The sequence below is a fragment of the uncultured Caulobacter sp. genome (assembly GCF_937900395.1).
Classification (GTDB): domain Bacteria; phylum Pseudomonadota; class Alphaproteobacteria; order Caulobacterales; family Caulobacteraceae; genus Caulobacter.
This window is the reverse complement of record NZ_CALCDX010000137.1, coordinates 1-16,880: the sequence shown is the minus strand read 5'-3', so window position 1 is coordinate 16,880 and position 16,880 is coordinate 1. Positions and strand designations below refer to the sequence as shown.

The window sequence follows — 16,880 nt, the reverse complement described above, 5'->3', positions numbered from 1 at the left end:
GCTCGGCGGTGACGCCGGCCGGCAAGGCCTTGGCGGCCGCTTCCAGCCGCTCGGCCGCCGCGCGCGACACGGTCCGGCTGTTCTCGCCAACCAGCATGAAGACGGTGCCCAGCACGACTTCCTGGCCGTTTTCCGTCGCCGCGCCGGTGCGCAGTTCCTGGCCAAGGCCGACATCGGCCACGTCGGCCACCCGGATCGGAGCGCCGCTGCGGCTGGCGACGATGACGGCGCGAAGGTCCTCGACGCCGGTGGCCTGGCCCGGCACGCGGACCAGATACTGCTCGCCATAGCGCTCGACATAGCCGGCGCCGACATTGGCGTTGTTGCGCTCCAGGGCCGAGACCACGTCGGCCATGGTCAGGCCGTAGGCCGACAGGCGAGCGGGCAGGGGCGTGACGTGATACTGCCGCTCGAAGCCGCCGATGGTGTTGACCTCGGTCACGCCCGGCGTGTTGCGCAGCTGGGGGCGGATCACCCAGTCCTGCAAGGTGCGCAGGTCCTCGGGCGTCCAGCGCTTGCCGTCGGGACGACGTGCGCCGGGCTTGGCCTCCACCGTGTACATGAAGATCTCGCCCAGGCCCGTGGCGATCGGCCCCATCTCGGGATTGAGCCCGGCGGGGAGCTGGGCCCGGGCGCTCTGTAACCGCTCGCCGACCAGCTGGCGGGCGAAATAGATGTCGGTCCCGTCCTTGAAGACGACCGTCACTTGGCTGAGGCCATAGCGTGAGACCGAGCGGGTGTATTGCAGCCCCGGAAGTCCGGCGATGGCCGTCTCGACAGGGAAGGTGATCCGCTGCTCGGCCTCCAGCGGCGAGAAGCCGGGGGCCTCGGTGTTGATCTGCACCTGGACGTTGGTGATGTCGGGCGTGGCGTCGATCGGCAGGCGCTGGAAGCTCCAGACCCCGATCGCCGCGGCCAGCGCGACGATGGCCAGCACGATCCAGCGCAGCCGGATCGAGGCGGCGATGATGCGTTCAAGCATGGTCGCCCCCTAGTGGTCGTGGCTCGCGCCGGACTTTTCGATGTCCGCGCGAATGAGGAAGGCGCCGTCGGTGACGTATTCGGAGCCTGGCTTGAGACCCGAGATCACCTCGGTCCACTCAGGGGTTTGGCGACCCAGCTCCAGCATCCGCACTTCGTAGGTGTCGCGCACCTTGACGAACACGACCTGGAAATCGCGGAACCGCTGGATGGCCTTGGTCCGCACCGCCAGCGGCGCGCTCGTGGCGCCGACCTGGAAGGAGCCCTCGACCCCCATGCCTGGCCGAAAGGCGCTGGCTGCGCCGCCTGGGAGGTGGACGTGGGCGACCAGGGTCTGGCTGACGAGATCGGCGGTCGGCAGCACCGCCTCGACCTTGGCCATCAGCTTGGTGTCGCCAGAGAGGCTGCGCACCTCCACCGGCTGGCCGACGCGGACCTTCTCGGCGTCGCGCGGATAGACCAGGAACTCGGCGTGGAGCTTGGTTGGATCGGCGATGACGAAGATCGCCCGCTCGCCGGCCACGTCGCCGACATTGAGGTTCTTCTCGACGATGACGCCGCTGATCGCGGCGGGTATCGAGTAGGTCTGCAGGCTTTCGCTGGACTCCACCCGGGCCAGGATCTGGCCCTTGCGCACCGTTTGGCCAAGTTCGCCACGCAGGCTCATGATCCGGCCCGGGTACCAGGCGCGGACTTCGCCCTTGCCTTCCGGCGTGATCTCCACACGCCCGGCCATGTCGACCAGTTCGGCGATCGGCGCGGCCACGGCGATCTCGGTCTTGACGCCGCCGGCCTGCGCCGAGGCCGCCGAAATGCTGGTCCGCCCCTCGTAGGACTGATAGCTCCACCGATGGGTTTGGCCCTGGTAGGTCCCCGCGACCTTGACGTCGAACGAGTGGGGCTCATGCACCACGCCGCCGCCGCGCAGATAGTCCTCCACGGGCGTGAAGGCGAAGCGGTTGACCTCGCCATCCAGCCGCGCCAGCTCGATCGACAGCTGCACGTCCTTGGGCGGGATCGGCTTGTCCTTGCGGTAGGCGTAGACGTGGAACTCAGGCTCGACGCCGTCCTCAAAGATCGTCACTTCGAGCGCGAAGTCGCCGTCGCGGAGCATCCGGCCGCGATGCGGGCCGCGTTCGTAGTCGCCCGGCTTGGCGGCATGGCCTTCGGCCTGCGCCGGGCCGGGGCGCTCGCCACAGGCGCTCAGCGCCAGAGCGCCGGCCAGGGCGAGCGCCAGCGAAGCGCCAAGGCGCGTTTGAGGGCCGATCATCGGGAGGTCTCCGGGGCGGGCAGCAGGCTCGCATATGTGCCGGTTAGGCGGTCGAGCTGCGCGCGGTCGATGTGGAAGGATTTGAGGACGGCGAGGCGTCGGACGCGGGCGTCGATCAGGGCCTTCTGGGCCTCGATGACATCGAGATACGAAAAGCCGCCGCGATTGAAGCCTTCGCGGACGAGATCGACCGTCCGCGCATTGGCCGGCACGACCTCCGTATCGATCCTCCGCGCTTCGCCGGCCTTCTGGGCGAGCGAAGCCTGGGCGGCGGCGATCTTGCGCTCGAACACCGTCTTGGTCCCGATCAGATCAAGGTCCGCCGCGGTCTGGGCGGCTCGCGCCTGGTCGATGGCGCCACGATTGGTGTCGTAGCGCCCCAGCGGGATCGAGCCGCCGACGATCGCGGCCACATCGCCGCCGTCGTTCAGGTAGCGCAGGCCCGCTCGCCAGGTCGGATCCTGAACGGCCTTGCTTTCCTCGACCTGAACCCTGGCGGCGGCAAGGCCCCGCTGGGCGTCCACGAGGGCAAGGTCGAGCGCCGAGGCCGGGCCGGCGACCTGATCGGCCGCAGAGAGGTCCTCCAACGCTTTCGGATCGATCTCGATATCGCCGCCGCCCCAGAAAGCGGCCAGCGCGCGCCGGGCGTTCGCGGCGCGCGTCTGGGCTTGCGAGAGGGCGAGCCTGGCCTCTGCGACCTGGGCGTCGGCGCGGGCGCCGGCGAACAGCGGGTCGCGCGCAGCCTTGACGCGCCGCCCGACCTCGCCCTGGGCCCGCTCGGCGATCGCCAACCGTTCGGCGGCCAGCCGCGCCTCGGCCTCGGCCGCGGCCGCGTCGACCCAGGCCAGCTCGACGTCGTGAAGAAGGTCGAGAACGCGCACGTCATCGCGCAGGCGCGTCAGGGCGATATCGCTGCGGGCAAGAGCGGTGCGGGCGGCGCGCTTGCCGCCGCGCTCGTGGCTCTGCTGGTAGTAGAGCGTCGCCTGGGCCCGATCGACGAGGGAATAGGAGCCCGTGCCGGCGACATCCTCGACCTCGACGCCCACCACGGGGTTGGGCCTTACGGCGGCCTGACGGGCGCCGGCCTCGGCCGCGGAGAGACGCGCGGCGAGGGCGGGGCGTGACGGATCGGACCTCGCCGCGCGGCTGAGCGCCTCGGGCAGGGTGAGCGGCTCGGCTTGCGCCAAGGCGGATGTCGCCAGGGCGAGCGCCGTGGCGAGCAGCCAGGACCGAAGGACGCGGCCTTGGTGGAGGGCAGACATGAGGAGTCCTCGAACGTGCGGGAGCGCGGCCTTGAGCCGCGCGGATCAGGCGACGTGGGCGAGGGGGATCTTGGGCGGACGGTCACGCAGGACCGCGCCGAGCCCGCGACGAACGTCATCCTCCACCCCGAAGGCGGACCGGGAGGAAGACCAGGTTGTGGGCAGGCCTGCCGTCACCAGCGCGCCGTGGATCGACGGGCTGTCGGCGTGATGGTGATGGTGGGGACCAGGGGTCGAGGGATCGGCGGACCAGCCGTCCTTGATCGTCTGCGTCGTAGCGTCATCGGGCGCGTCGAGCGCCAGCTCGTCGGCGTGGTCCTCGCCCTGACCGCCATCATGGTCGTGGTCATGGGCGTCGATCACCGCGCCGGCGAACGCGTTGGCCGCGTGGGCTTGGCCCGTGGCGTGCAGAACCCGGTCGAGCGATGCGATCGGGGCCCGGACGACGAGCACGGCCATGAGCAGGACGGAGAGAACCGCCACCGCCTTGCCAAGCCTTTTGTCCATTCGCCAGATCACGGCCGCCCCTTCAGCGCTCGCAACGCCGAGCAACATTGTCGCGTGTCCTTGCCTCGTCGGCAACGCCGAGTTCAAGGAGGGCCGCAAGACCGTGGACGGACCTGCGCGCAGCGTGGAGGGCGAAACGAGCGATGACGCCTTGTGTCGCGGCTCGTCGCATCAGGCCAGTATCCCTCGCACGGCCTGCGCCGCCAGGACGAGCCCGACCAGGGTGATCAAGAGGCCCGAGGCATAGGGTGCGCGGCGGGCGAAGGTCGCAAAGGCGCCCGAGAAGCGCTTCTCCGCGTGACGCACCCCAAGCGCAGCGACGACCCCGACCGTGACCATGGTGATGGCCAGGCCGATCGAGAAGCACAGGACCAGCGTCGCGCCCAGCGCGATCTGCTTGAGCTGCAGGCACAGGAGCAGGACGGTGATCGCCGCCGGGCAGGGGATCAGGCCTCCGGTCAGGCCAAAGAGCATGATCTGGCCGGTTGTGACCTCACGGCCGGCGAAGCGGCGCTGGATGTCGTTGGCGTGGGCGCGTTCGTGCGCGTCCTGGAAGCCCGGTGAAGTCACGTCCAGGCCGTCATGGTCGTGGTGGTGACCATCCTCGCTGAAGACGACATCGAAGTCGTGGCTATGATGGCCATGGGCGATCGACAGGCGCGCCAGGAACGCGTGCGGCTCGGGAATCGGCGTCGTCGACTCCAGGAAGCCGTCCTGGGAGAGCCCGTCGCGGGCCGCGAACTTGAAGACTTCGGTCGCGCCGTCTTCACGGGTGGTGGTGACGGTCACTTCCGAGGCGCGCGGAAGATGGCCGCCGCGCGCCTTCAGGCGGAACGCCGGGGGCTGGCCATCCTCGAAGATGCTCAGCTCGACCACGCCGTGGCCGGTGTCGATGACCCGGGTCTCGTCATGGCTGTGATCATGGTGATGGTCGTGGTCGTGCTCATGGTGGTCGGCCTGCTGTTCGCGCCAGGTTCGCCAGATCATCCAGAGCGCCACCCCGACAATGATGATTGCCGAGGCCAGCTGGAACCAGGGTTCCGCTGTCTCGAGATTCAGGTTTCGGCCAAAGTAGAGGCCCGCCAGGCCGATCGCCCAGACGATGGCCGTGTGCGACAGCGTCGCCGAAAGCCCCAGCAGGATCGCCTGCCATACCGTGCCGCGGACGGCGACGATGAAGGCCGCCATCATGGTCTTGGAGTGGCCAGGCTCCAGACCGTGCAGCGCGCCCAGCAGCAGGGCCGAGGGAATGAACAGCCAGGCGTGGGCCGCGCCCTGGGCGAGAAGATCGGCGAGTGAGGGCATGGTGCGGCCTTAAAGATACTTGGTCAGGGTCTTGAGCTCGGCCACGGCCTTGGCGGCCTCCAGCGGCTCGTCGTCGGCGGCATGGACCAGGCAGTGGTCGATGTGGTCGTGGATCAGGGTCTTCTTGGCCGCGGCGACCGCTTTTTCGATCGCGTGCAGCTGCTGGGCCAGTTCCACGCAGGAGCGGCCGCCCTCGATCATCTCGATGACCTTGCGCAGGTGACCATCGGCGCGTTTGAGGCGGGCGATGATCTGCGGATGGGTTTCGTGGACCACGTGAGCCATGCTCCGGTCCTATCCTCCAGGAGAGGATATGGCAAACTGAGATCACGGATTGCGCTTGGCGTTATATTGTAACATAGAAGGAGTTAGGGCCCGTTGCTGACGCTCGGTCGGTGAGGGGTGTCTGCTCTTATGTATAGCCTAAAGGACGCGGCCATTGCCACACCTGCGGGCGGGGCGGCCGTGTTGCGCGCTTGGGTGCATCGGCATGGCAAAAGCAGCTTAAGCGACGGCTGTCGTTGAAAAAACGAGCGAGTAGGTCTCGCGGCGCCGGGTTCTTGAGCGTCTGCTGATCAGAGCCGATCCGACCCGCCGTCCGGATTGACGACCTGGAAGCTCCGGCAGATTTTCTAAATTGACTATACAAAAGCGACTGTGGAGCTTGGGTCGTTCTCGATGGAGGGGTGACGATGCGTTTCTCGACTGGAGCGTCTGTTTTTGCGCTCGCATTGGCGGTTGGCGCTGGCCAGGGATGGTCGGCTCGGGCCCAGGAGGCGGCCTCCACGGTGGAGGCGGTGACCGTCACCGGCCGGGTGCGGTCGCTCGAGCAGTTCACCCCGACCAGCAGCCGACTGGGACTGTCCTCGCGCGAAACGCCGGCGACCCTGGACGTCGTCACGGCCGAGACGATCACGACGCGCGGCTACGCCACCGTCGAGCAGGCCGCCAACAGCCTGCCTGGCGTCACCTCCGGCGGCTCGCCGGGGGATCCGGCCTCGTTCTCGATGCGGGGCTTCACCGGCGACCAGATCACGGTGCTGCACAACGGCCTCTATTTGGGCCCGTCGAACATGACTAACCGCCCGCAGAACACCTTCAACCTGCAGAGCGTCGAGATCCTGAAAGGGCCCTCGTCCGTGCTCTACGGGCAGGGCGCGATCGGCGGCGCGGTCAACGTCACCAACAAGGCTCCGTCGTTCGGCGCTCCGCATTATGAACTGCAGGCGGGCTTTGGCAGCTTCGGCTCGACCAGCTTCGGGTTCGGGGCCGGTGGTGGTCTTTCGGAGAATGTCGGCGTGCGGTTCGACATCAGCCGCACCGCCTCGGACGGCTTCGTCGACGACTCCGCCTCCAACGCCCTGAACGCCACCCTGTCGGTGCTGTGGCGCGTGCGCGACGACCTCGATATCCAGGCCTCGATCGACTACGGCGAAGACGAGCCGACCAACTACTATGGCACGCCGCTGGTGCCGGCGAGCTTCGCCAAGGACCCGATCAAGAACCTGCTGACTGCCAGCAACGGCTACGTCGTCGACGAGGCCATGCGGTTCAAGAACTACAACGTCGCCGACTCCAAGATCTATGATCACCAGATCTGGCCGCAGGTCCTGGTGCGCTGGCGCCCGGCCGAGGGGATCACGGTCCAGAACCTGGCCTACTACTTCACCGCCAAGCGCCGGTGGATCAACGCCGAGACCTACGTCTTCAACACCACGACCAGCCGCATCGATCGCGACCGGTTCTTCGTCTTCCATGAGCAGGAGCTCTATGGCGACCAGGGCAGCATCGCCATCGAGCGCCCGCTGTTTGGCCTTTCCAACAAGTTCCTGGTCGGCTTCGACTACAGCCATCTCGACTTCAAGCGCAGCCGCGGCTTCCCGGATGGCGACAGCGTCGACCCCTACAATCCAAGCCCTGGCCGGTTCGGGGCGATCGTCCCGCGTCTGAGCCCGACCAGCTGGGACGACGTGGCGGTGTTCTTCGAGGACGCGCTCAACGTCACCCAGAAGCTAAAGCTGGTGGTGGGCGGCCGCTACGAGGTGCTGGATCTCGACCGCAAGAACTACGGCCCGACCGGCGCCTTCCAGCCGGCGACCAGCTTCTCGCGCAAATACAAACCCAGCACCTGGCGCGCGGGCCTCGTCTACAATCTCAATGAATATGTGACGCCCTACGTGTCCTACACGACCGGCAAGGACCCGGTGAACACCAACATCTTCATCGTCAACGCCGGTGAAAACTTCTCCCTGAGCTCCTCGCGCCAAGCCGAGGCGGGGGTGAAGGCCAGCCTGCCGGGCAATCGCGCCTCCATCACCGCGGCCATCTTCGACATCAAGCGCCGCAACGTCCTGACCCAGGTGGCGATCGACACCGTCAGCAACGTCGGCGCCCAGACTTCGAAGGGCTTTGAGCTTTCGGGCGATGTCCAGCTGACCCGGCAGTGGAGCGTCAACGCCAACCTGGCCTACACCAAGGCGCGCTACGAGGACTTCGTCGATCCCAACTACGGCGTCGACGCCTCGGGTCGCGCGCCGCCCAACGTCCCCGACTGGATCGCCAACGTCTGGACCAGCGTGACCGACGTCGGCGGCTTGCCGCTCGAACTCGGCGGCGGGCTGCGTTACGTCGGCGCCCGCGAGGGCAACACCGCCGGGACGCTGAAGCTCGACAAGTACGCCCTGGTCGATCTCTATGCGACCTACGCCATCACTCCGAAGGCGTCGGTGACCGGCCGGATCAACAACGCCTTCGACAAGGCCTATGTCGGCTGGGCCGACATCTTCTATCCCTCGGAAGTCATGCTCGGGAAGCCGCGCAGCTACGAGGTCAGCCTGAACGTCAAGTTCTAGGATCGATGATGGGCAAGGTCCTGCGCTGGCTATCCTGGTTCCATCGATGGACCGGCGTGGGCCTTTGCCTGCTCTTTCTGCTGTGGTTCGCCAGCGGCGCGATCCTGCTGTTCGTTCCGTTCCCGTCGCTGGGCGACAAGGATCGCCTGGCCGGCAGCGAGCGGTTCGACCCGGCGGCGATCGCCATCGCGCCGGGCCAGGCCCTGGCGACGGCCGGGGGCGGGGAGGGCCTTCGGCTTGTCTCCGTGGCTGGAGCGCCGCGCTACGTGATCCAGGGCGTCGATGGCGCTCTGAAGACGATCGACGCCCGAGGCGGGCGGATCGCGCCCGAGCTCACCGCTGACCAGGCGCGGACAATCGCCCAGCGCTTTGCTGGCGTCGGCGTCAAGCGCGTCAGCGCGCCGATCCGCTACGACCAGTGGGTCGTTCACAACCGCTTCGATCCCTGGCGGCCGTTCTTCAAGGTCTCGCTCGCCGATCGCGCCGGTACGGAGCTCTATGTTTCGGCCAAGACCGGCGAAGTGATGCAGCGCACCCGCCGAGCCGAGCGGGCGTGGAACTGGGGCGGCGCGGTCATCCACTGGCTCTATTTCACCGCCCTTCGGCGCAGCTTCGCCGCTTGGGACCAGACCGTCTGGTGGGTGTCGCTGCTGGGCGTGACGACGGCGGCGATCGGAATCTTTCTCGGCATATACCGCACCCAGAAGCGCATGCAGGGGCGAAAGCCGGACTGGTCACCCTTTCGCGGATGGCTGCGCTGGCATCACGGCTTGGGCCTTGGCGCGGCGGTCTTCGTGCTGACCTGGATCGTCAGCGGCTGGCTGTCGATGGATCACGGGCGGCTCTTCTCGCGCGGCGTAGCGGCCGAGGAGGCGGCGAGCCGCTACCACGGCCAGGCGCTGGACCAGGCTCTCGCCGGCGCGCCCGCCTCCAGGCTCGCGGCGCTGGGTCCGACGTCCAGCATTGTTTTCGGGGTGGTTGGAGGCCATCCGGTGGCGGCCGCGGAGGATGGGCGGACGAGCCGGGTGCGTTTGCTCGATGGGGATGCGGCTAGCGTGACGCCAACCTTGCCGCGGGACCTTCTTCTGTCCGCCGCGCGGAGCGCCTGGCCAATTTCGACAGCGCCCGCGGCCAAGGACGATGACGCCCTCTATCGTACCGCCGAAGGCATGGCGCCCCGGACGATCCGTCTGCCGCTGGACCGCCCCACCGGCTCGGCGGTCTATCTGGACCCGGTGACCGGCCATGTCGTCAGCGTCATGGATCCCAGCCGCAAGGCGTATGCATGGATCTACTACGCCCTGCACACCTTCAACTTTCCGGTCCTCATCGACCGACCCGTCCTGCGCAAGGTGATCGTGCTGATCCCTCTGCTGCTCGGCTTGATGTTCAGCTGGACGAGCCTCGTCGTCGCCATCAAGCGCGTGCGGCTCTCGGCCGCCTAACCCGTTTCATCACAGGAGTATTGCATGAAAGATCAGCTCTACCTGCTGGAGCCCGGCTTTTCCAACAGCGGCCTTGGCCCGCTCTATTGCGGGGACTCCGTGGCCGTCGAAGGTCTCCTGAGCTTCTTTCCTGCGCTGCGCCAAGCCGTCGATGTCCATTACATCGCGTTCCAGCGCCCTCGGGCGCCCCTGGTCGAGGCGCTCGGCGAGGCCAATCAGTCCGTTCCGGTGCTCATCCTGGCCGACGACACCGTGCTGAAGGACGCAGGCGTCGAACCCTCCAGCGCCAATGGGCGCCGCTACATCGCCGACGAAAAGACCATCCGCCGTTATCTTTCGAGCCAATACGATCAGCCGCAAGCCGGCTGAAGTCAGCGCGACGGCTCGAACCGTCCCACCAAGCGGTGCCGGGCGCCAAGGTTCCACAGTCGGGCCAGGGTGACCGGCACATCGCCGTTCCAAGTTCGTCGCTCGACCACCAGACAGGCCGCGCCAACCTTAATGTTGAGCGCTTCGGCCTCGGCGGGACCCGCTTCCAGAGCCGCGATCGTGTGCTCGGCTTCGGTCCACGGCACGTGCGCCAGCAGCCAGGGCCCCGGCGGCGTGGTGTCCATCGGGTGGCACGTTATGCCGGGAGCCGCGTCGGCGTTTACCAGGCGCTCTTCGAGTTGGAACGGCTGGCCATCGGAGAGATGCAGGCACCGCGTCCAGACGAGCTGGGTCTTGCGGCTGACATTGAGCAGGGCGCGCTTTTCCGGGTCGTCGTGGACGAAGGCGCATTCGAGCAGCTGATAGCCGTAGGTTCCGCCGGCCCGGGCGATGACATCGGCGGTGTCCCAGATCTCGAAGACGGGACGCTCCTGCGCCCGCTCGGCCACGACCGATCCGATCTTGCGCCGCCGCTGAACCAAGCCCTCGTTGACTAGGCTCTGCACCGCCTTATTGGCGGTCATCCGCGAGGTTTGGAATTGCTGCGCCAGTTCAAGTTCGGGGGGAATGCGTGAGCCCGGTCCCCAGTCGCCGCGCAGGATGGGCTGGGCGAGCGCACGACGAATCTGAAGCCACATCGGACCCTGGCCATCGAGCGCCAGGTCTGCGGCGGCAACGTTTTGCGGCGTGGGTGACCCGTCGGCCTGGCGTAGCGGGATGACGGTGGCGGACATAGGCTTTTGGCGATCCTCTTGCCTGGCAATCCTACTCACAGCAGAGCCGCGACGCAAAAGCTGTCGCAAAAAGGTCTACGCTCATCGAAACGCGACCTCTGCGCAAAACTTCCTCGCGAAACCGAGCCATCGCGTCGTGTCACTTCACTGGGTGAACGTCGTGTTCCTGGAGGCCTACCACGTCAGCTCCTGGCGCAAGGCGGACGTTTCAGCGCGGCGCTCAGGTGAGCGGCGGTTTGACTCGCGGACCGCGCTTACGCCCCTTGTCACTCCTGGGAGGCCTGTGGAGTACAATAGCGTACTCGTAGTTATCGGTTTCATCCGACAAGGGGCGCCAACTACGCTGGAGCGCGACGGAATACGCCAGCGCCGCCGGCGCCAATAACAGCCTCCTGCGTACGGAAGCCCCGTTTTCGGATTGAGAGGGGCGGCGACATCGGTCTTGTGAACCGGGAAATCTGACTCATCTGTATGGACCGGCTGCGGATCACAACTGCGGACGCGCGGATTTCTGGAAGTCGCTCATATGTATCCGGCCTACTGGTCGGCTCGCGGGCCGTGGCCTTGATGGGAGTACGCTCGCACCGTTGATCTCATTAGCCGATAGGTCTCGTTAGAGCCCGAAGAGTCACCAGATTCAGGTGCGTTTATCGATCCGTTCCATGCTTCTGCAGTCGCGAACTTGTCGGTTGAAATCTATATCGCTGGCATCTCCTGGAGATGGACGTCGAAGGCGCGTCGGTTTTGCAGGACGCTCCAGCTGATGCGCGCCAGCTTGTTGGCCAACGCGGTCGCCAGCTTGTTGCGGTGAAGGCGAGTGGCCGCCTGCTCGAGCCACGGCCCAAAGCTGAACCGCTCCCACGTTTGCGGTCGCATGAGGAGCACGCGCGCGGCTTGGATGAACAGCATGCGCAGGTATTTGTCGCCGCGTTTGGAAATGCGTCCGAGGATGGAGCGCCCGCCGGTGCTGTACTGCTTGGGGACCAAGCCGAGCCACGCGCCGAAATCTCTTCCACGTTCGAAGGCTTCGCCATCGCCGACGGCCGCCACCATTGCGGTCGAGATGATCGGCCCCACACCTGGCACGCTCATCAACAGCCGGCAGTTCGGCTCTTGTTGAGCCACGCGCTCGATGTCGGCGGTGATGCTCTCGATCCGCTCATCCAGCCAGAGCCAGTCCTCGTAGAGCCCAACGATCAGATCGGCCATGCGCGGCGAGATCTCGTCTTGGCGGTTCTTCAGGATATCGAACAACGAGTTGCGCAGCGCCCTGGCGCCGGCGCGCACGGCGATGCCCTGTTCAATCAGGAAAGAGCGGATCTGGTTGATCGTCGCGGTGCGGCGAGAGACCAGGCGCGATCGAATGCGGTGATAGGCTTGAAGGTCGAGCTCGGCCTGGGTCTTCTGCCGCACCGTCCGGAGGTTCGGCCGCGTTGCAGCTTCGGCGATGGCTTCGGCGTCATTGTAGTCGTTCTTCTGACCCTTGCGGAACGGCTTCACATAGATGGCCGGGATGATCCGCGGGTCATGGCCCAAAGCTCTCAGCGTCCGACTGACGAAGTGGGCGCTGAGGCATGCCTCCATGCCGACGACGCACGGCGGCAGCTTCTTGAACGTGTCGGCCAGCGCCAGGCGCTTTATCTTCCGACGGAAAACCACCTTGCCGTCGCAAAAACCGACGAGGTGGAACACCTCCTTACCGATGTCGATGCCGATCACAGACGGCGCAGGCGCGCCTTCAATGCTACTGGTTTCCATGACTGCTCTCCTGTTGAGGCGGGTGACAGTCCTTGAAGACTAGCCCTCCCGGGGAGCAGCCGGTCCATCCCATTAGCTGACGTTCGGAAGGGGCGCTTCCGAAGGGGACGAGCGAGCCGCGTCTCCTCGGCGACCTTGCTCTGGTGGTGGACGCCTTTGAGGCGCGTCTGGTTCGCTCTGAAGCAAATTTCAGAGCCATCCCGCTGATTTCGAAGTCGCCAACGGCTCAAGATGCATGCGGCGGGGACATTTTGAGTGAAATGTCTGACAGCCCGCCTCGTCGGCGCGCCTGACCGGCCGATGATGGCTTCGAGGCGTCGACCTTGGGGATAACCGCCGCAGGCGGTGGGCGCGACAGCCTCGCATGAGGACCGCATGTCGAAATACCGGCTTTTGATGGCGGGCTGTTCCGCCCTTGTTTTGCTGGCGCACGCGCAAATCGCTTTCGCCGACGAGACCGCGACGCCGTCCGACACCGTGGACGTGATCGTGGTCAAGGCGCGCGACAAGGCGGGCCTGCTGGAGAAACAGCCCAACAACACCGTCTTCGGCATCGATAAGCCGCTGCTTGAGACGCCGCGCTCAGCCAGCTTCGTCAGCGACGTGACCCTCCAGCGTTACGGCATCGAGACGATTGACGGTCTGACCGCCGTCTCGCCAGGCACCTACACGGCCAGCTTCTACGGCGTGCCCGGCGCGCTGAACATTCGCGGCACCCTGGCCGAAAACTACTTCCGCGGCTTCAAGCGGATCGAGAACCGGGGCACCTATTCGACGCCGATCGGCGCGGCCGACCAGATCCAGATCGTGCGCGGTCCGCCGACCCCGATCTACGGTTCGGGCAAGGTGGGCGGCATGCTCAACTTCATCCCGAAGTCCGGCAAGAACGAGGGGGGCTATCTGACCGAGCCGACCGGCGAGGTCACCGTGACCTACGGCTCGTACAACAAGAAGAACGCGACGGCCCAGGTGGGGCTGCCCGCGAACTTCGGCGCGGTCACGGGCGGCGTCTATCTGTACGGCGAGGTCGAGGACAGCCACAGCTACTACAAGGGGATTTATCCCCGTCGGCAAACGCTGGAGGCGTCGTCCGACTTCGACCTGGGCAACGGCTGGACCACGGCGTTCGGCGGCATGTACTACCACTCCGACGGCGACGTGCAGACGCCGGGCTGGAACCGCCTGACCCAGGCCCTGATCGACAACCAGACCTACATCACCGGCCGCGACACCACGCTGAAGGACTCTGACGGGAACGGCCGCCTGACGCCGAACGAGGTCGGCTTCTATCCATATGGCAGCGCCACCTACCTGGCCTATTACGGTTACCCGGACAGCAACGCCCTACATACCCTGGACACGGGCGTGGGCGTCACCAAGCTGAGCCCGCGCACGGTCTATATCAGCGGGGCGGACTTCTCGAAGACCCGCACCAACACCCTCTATTACGATCTGGCGAAGTCGCTGTCGGCCGACAGCGCCATCAAGCTGCAGCTGTTCTACGATGACCAGGAAAACAAGCGCTTCGTCTCATACGGCTACCCGGCTTGGTTCGACAGCTCGGTGTGGGAGGCGCGGCTCACCTATAACTTCGCCTATGACACGGGGATCGTCAGCTCCAAGTCGTTCATCGGCGCGTCCTACCGCAGCTTCGACGGCCGTCGCCGCGAGAGCTACAACAGCGGCATGATCGCGCTGGACCGTCGCGACATCAGCTTTGGGCCGACCCCGACCGATGTCATCGATAGCCCGTTCTCGACCGAGACCGGCGCTGGGGTTCAAGGGCTGCAGTGGGAGAACGACAACAAGAGCGAGTGGACGCAGGCTGGCGTCTTCGCGATGACCGACATCCAGGTTGGCGACCGGCTGAACCTGATGCTGGGCGGTCGTTACGACGACTACGACGTCAAGTCGAACGACACGGGCTATCTCAGCTATCAGATCGCTGGCCAGCAAAAGGCCAGCAAGGGCAAGTTCACCTACAGCGCCAGCGCGACCTATAAGGCGCCGGCCGGGATCATGCCCTACATCACCTACGCCAAGGCCTCGGCCTTGGAGATGAGCCAGGCAGGCGACATCGCGCCGGGCCTGGTGGCCGACGCCAGCGACGCCTGGTTGTCAAACAGCGACCTCGCCGAGACCGGTTTCAAGTTCCAGTGGTTGAAAGGCACGTTGGTCGGGTCGCTGGCGGGGTATCGCCAGAACCGCACCCAGTTGACCGGCATCACCGGGACGCCAACCGGCACGCGCGCCAAGGGCGTGGAGCTCGAAGTGCGCTGGCTGGCCAGCGAGAACTTCAGCTTCACCTTCTCGGGCAACACCCAGCACACGACCGTCAAGGGGCCCGACACCTCGTTCCAGTACATCCCGGCCTACACCGCCGGCGTCTCGGGGCAACAGGGCTATGGCGGGACCTATGTGGTCTGGGCCTTCAACAGCCTCCCGGGCCGCGCCGGCGACTACGACTACACCCTGATCCCGAAGTCGGTGGTCAGCCTGTACGGCGCCTATACGAGCGACGATCACGAGTGGGGCAAGGTCGGCGGCACGCTGGGCGTGACGCACGTGACCAAGACCTCGGGCACCGTCGAGAACGCCGTGACCTACCCGGCCTACTGGGTGGCCAGCGGCAGCGTCTATTACGAATACGGTCCGTACACGGCCACGCTCAACGTCGATAACCTGTTCGACAAGCTCTACTTCACGCCCGACGCCGACAGCTACGCCAACCTCGGCGCGCTGCCCAGCAAGGGGCGAGAGTGGCGCGTGACCCTGTCTCGGAAGTTCTAGTTCCTCGCGCGGCGCGCCCCGGGAGGGACGCGCCGCGAGCTTACACGGAGGCTCGATGGCGATGTCGACGATCCAATGGCGCTCCTGGACCCTCCTGGGCGCGTTGTCCCTACTGCTCTTCCTGATCACGGCGTCGACCTTCTCGTCTCTCGGCGTGATCTTGCCGGCCATGATCAAGGACCAGCAATGGAGCTTCGCCTCGGCTTTTCTGGGCTTTACCCTGCTGGGCGCGTTCTGCGGCGGCTCGTCGTGGCTGCCGGCGCTGCTGATCCGCAAGATCGGCGTGCGGGCCACGATCATCGCCGGCTCGGCCGTCATGATCAGCGGGTTCCTTTGCCTGACCTTGGCGCGGGGACTGCCAATCTACCTGACCGGTACGGCGCTGCTGGGCATCGGCTATCAGATGATGGCGTTGATCCCGGGCACTCACCTGCTGTCGATGCTGTTCAAGAAGCGCGCCCTGCCGTTCGGGATCTATTTCACGATTGGTTCGCTCGGCGGCGTCGTCGGTCCCTGGATGGCCTTGGTCGGCATGGAGATGGCCGGCGGCGCTTGGCGGCCGTATTGGGCCTGGCAGGCTATCGCGTCAGCGGTCGTCGGCGCCTTAGCCGCGGCTCTGGTCGGCGGTAAGGCTTGGCTGGAGAGGGCGGCGGTCGAAACCGACAAGGCCGTGGCCGAGGAGGCGGCTTCCCAGCCGGTCACCGCGCGGGTCTACCGCACTCAGGTCGACTGGACCGTGAAGGAGGCGATCCGCACGCCCCAATTCTACGTCATCGTCGCGGCCTATTTCGCGCACCTGCTGGGCGGCGTAACCGCGGTCAGCCTCGCGCCAAGCCATTTCGGCGAGATGGGAGTGGCTTCCACCGTCGCGGTGGCTGCGCTGAGCCTTGAGTCGCTGATGCAGGTCGCCGCGCGCATGAGTGGCGGTCTCCTGGGAGATCGCATCGATCCGCGCTGGCTGCTGGCCGGCGCGCAAGGAATGATGGCGGTCGGCCTGCTGGCGCTGGCTGGCGCCACGACCTGGCCGATGATGGTGGTCTTCGCGCTTGGGGTCGGGGTCGGATTCGGCATGACCGTGCTGGCCGTGAGCATCCTTTTGCTGAACTACTATGGCCGCCGGAACAATCTGGAGCTCTTCTCGATGGTGTGCCTGGTCGGCGCTGTGTCGGCGCTTGGCCCATTCATCGGTGGCTTCATGCGCGATCGTCTCGGTGGCTTCGCGCCGACCTTCCAGGTGTTCGCCGCCGTGATCGGCGTGATCTTCGTGGCCGCGCTGTTCATGCGCCCGCCGCGCAAGACGGTCGAGGAGACGACCGTCGCTCCCATACCCGCACCAGCGCCTGTCCTGCTGCGTGACGCGGCTTAGATAACCAAGGACCAGGAGAGTAAGGCCATGTTCCACCGTCCTTCGCAACGCAAGCAGTTCGGCGTTTTCCTGCCGGTCGCCAATGGCGGCTGGATCATCTCCAAGACCGCGCCGACCTTGGACGGGCTCTATGCCCAGAACCGCGCGGCGGCCGTGAAGGCCGACGAGGTTGGCATGGACT

13 protein-coding genes and 1 pseudogene are annotated in these 16,880 nt (G+C 66.2%); 6 read left to right on the top strand and 8 right to left on the bottom strand.

Translation table 11 applies throughout. The features are described from left to right. The 6 genes from Q0379_RS11360 to Q0379_RS11335 all read right to left on the bottom strand — a co-directional run. The coding region (locus Q0379_RS11360; RefSeq protein ID WP_299008513.1) for an efflux RND transporter permease subunit at positions 1–982 on the bottom strand (982 nt) is incomplete at its 3' end. Positions 983–991: 9 nt separating this feature from the next. Continuing rightward, entirely contained in the window at positions 992–2,251 is a 1,260-nt protein-coding gene (locus Q0379_RS11355; protein ID WP_299008511.1) for an efflux RND transporter periplasmic adaptor subunit, read from the bottom strand. Further along, complete coding sequence (locus tag Q0379_RS11350; protein ID WP_299008508.1) at positions 2,248–3,513, bottom strand: TolC family protein; 1,266 nt, start codon at positions 3,511–3,513, stop codon at positions 2,248–2,250. Before Q0379_RS11350 ends, Q0379_RS11355 begins: the two co-directional genes overlap by 4 nt. Before the next feature lie 45 nt (positions 3,514–3,558). Continuing rightward, positions 3,559–4,020 carry a hypothetical protein gene (locus Q0379_RS11345; RefSeq protein WP_299008504.1) on the bottom strand — a complete coding sequence of 154 codons (462 nt, stop codon included), beginning with the start codon at positions 4,018–4,020 and terminating at the stop codon, positions 3,559–3,561. Between the two features lie 171 nt (positions 4,021–4,191). Next, complete coding sequence (locus Q0379_RS11340; protein ID WP_299008499.1) at positions 4,192–5,325, bottom strand: nickel/cobalt efflux transporter; 1,134 nt, start codon at positions 5,323–5,325, stop codon at positions 4,192–4,194. A gap of 9 nt (positions 5,326–5,334) precedes the next feature. Continuing rightward, positions 5,335–5,610: a metal-sensing transcriptional repressor gene (locus Q0379_RS11335; RefSeq protein ID WP_299008497.1), complete on the bottom strand. Its 276-nt coding sequence runs from the start codon at positions 5,608–5,610 to the stop codon at positions 5,335–5,337. Between the two features lie 407 nt (positions 5,611–6,017). Here Q0379_RS11335 and Q0379_RS11330 point away from each other — a divergent pair, with 407 nt between their 5' ends. The 3 genes from Q0379_RS11330 to Q0379_RS11320 are packed head-to-tail and all read left to right on the top strand — an operon-like array spanning position 6,018 to position 9,991. After that, positions 6,018–8,177: a TonB-dependent receptor gene (locus Q0379_RS11330; protein WP_299008495.1), complete on the top strand. Its 2,160-nt coding sequence runs from the start codon at positions 6,018–6,020 to the stop codon at positions 8,175–8,177. Between the two features lie 8 nt (positions 8,178–8,185). Continuing rightward, positions 8,186–9,622, top strand: a complete 1,437-nt coding sequence (locus Q0379_RS11325; protein ID WP_299008493.1) for a PepSY domain-containing protein — start codon at positions 8,186–8,188, stop codon at positions 9,620–9,622. 24 nt (positions 9,623–9,646) lie between these two features. Further along, complete coding sequence (locus Q0379_RS11320; RefSeq protein WP_299008491.1) at positions 9,647–9,991, top strand: DUF3088 domain-containing protein; 345 nt, start codon at positions 9,647–9,649, stop codon at positions 9,989–9,991. 2 nt (positions 9,992–9,993) lie between these two features. Here Q0379_RS11320 and Q0379_RS11315 read toward each other — a convergent pair whose 3' ends face one another. Together Q0379_RS11315 and Q0379_RS11310 are read right to left on the bottom strand one after the other, a co-directional pair. Further along, a complete protein-coding gene (locus tag Q0379_RS11315; protein ID WP_299008489.1) occupies positions 9,994–10,785 on the bottom strand; it encodes a UTRA domain-containing protein in 792 nt (263 codons plus the stop codon). A gap of 696 nt (positions 10,786–11,481) precedes the next feature. Further along, entirely contained in the window at positions 11,482–12,543 is a 1,062-nt protein-coding gene (locus Q0379_RS11310) for an IS110 family transposase (RefSeq protein WP_299008486.1), read from the bottom strand. Between the two features lie 375 nt (positions 12,544–12,918). Between Q0379_RS11310 and Q0379_RS11305 the strand changes: the two genes are divergently transcribed. The 3 genes and pseudogenes from Q0379_RS11305 to Q0379_RS11295 form a co-directional block, all read left to right on the top strand. Then, positions 12,919–15,333, top strand: coding sequence for a TonB-dependent receptor (locus Q0379_RS11305; RefSeq protein WP_299008484.1), 2,415 nt, complete (start codon positions 12,919–12,921; stop codon positions 15,331–15,333). 61 nt (positions 15,334–15,394) lie between these two features. Continuing rightward, positions 15,395–16,699 (top strand): MFS transporter, encoded by a 1,305-nt coding sequence (locus Q0379_RS11300; RefSeq protein ID WP_299008517.1) that lies wholly within the window; start codon positions 15,395–15,397, stop codon positions 16,697–16,699. Positions 16,700–16,726: 27 nt separating this feature from the next. Further along, positions 16,727–16,880, top strand: a pseudogene (locus Q0379_RS11295) (LLM class flavin-dependent oxidoreductase); the annotation flags it as partial.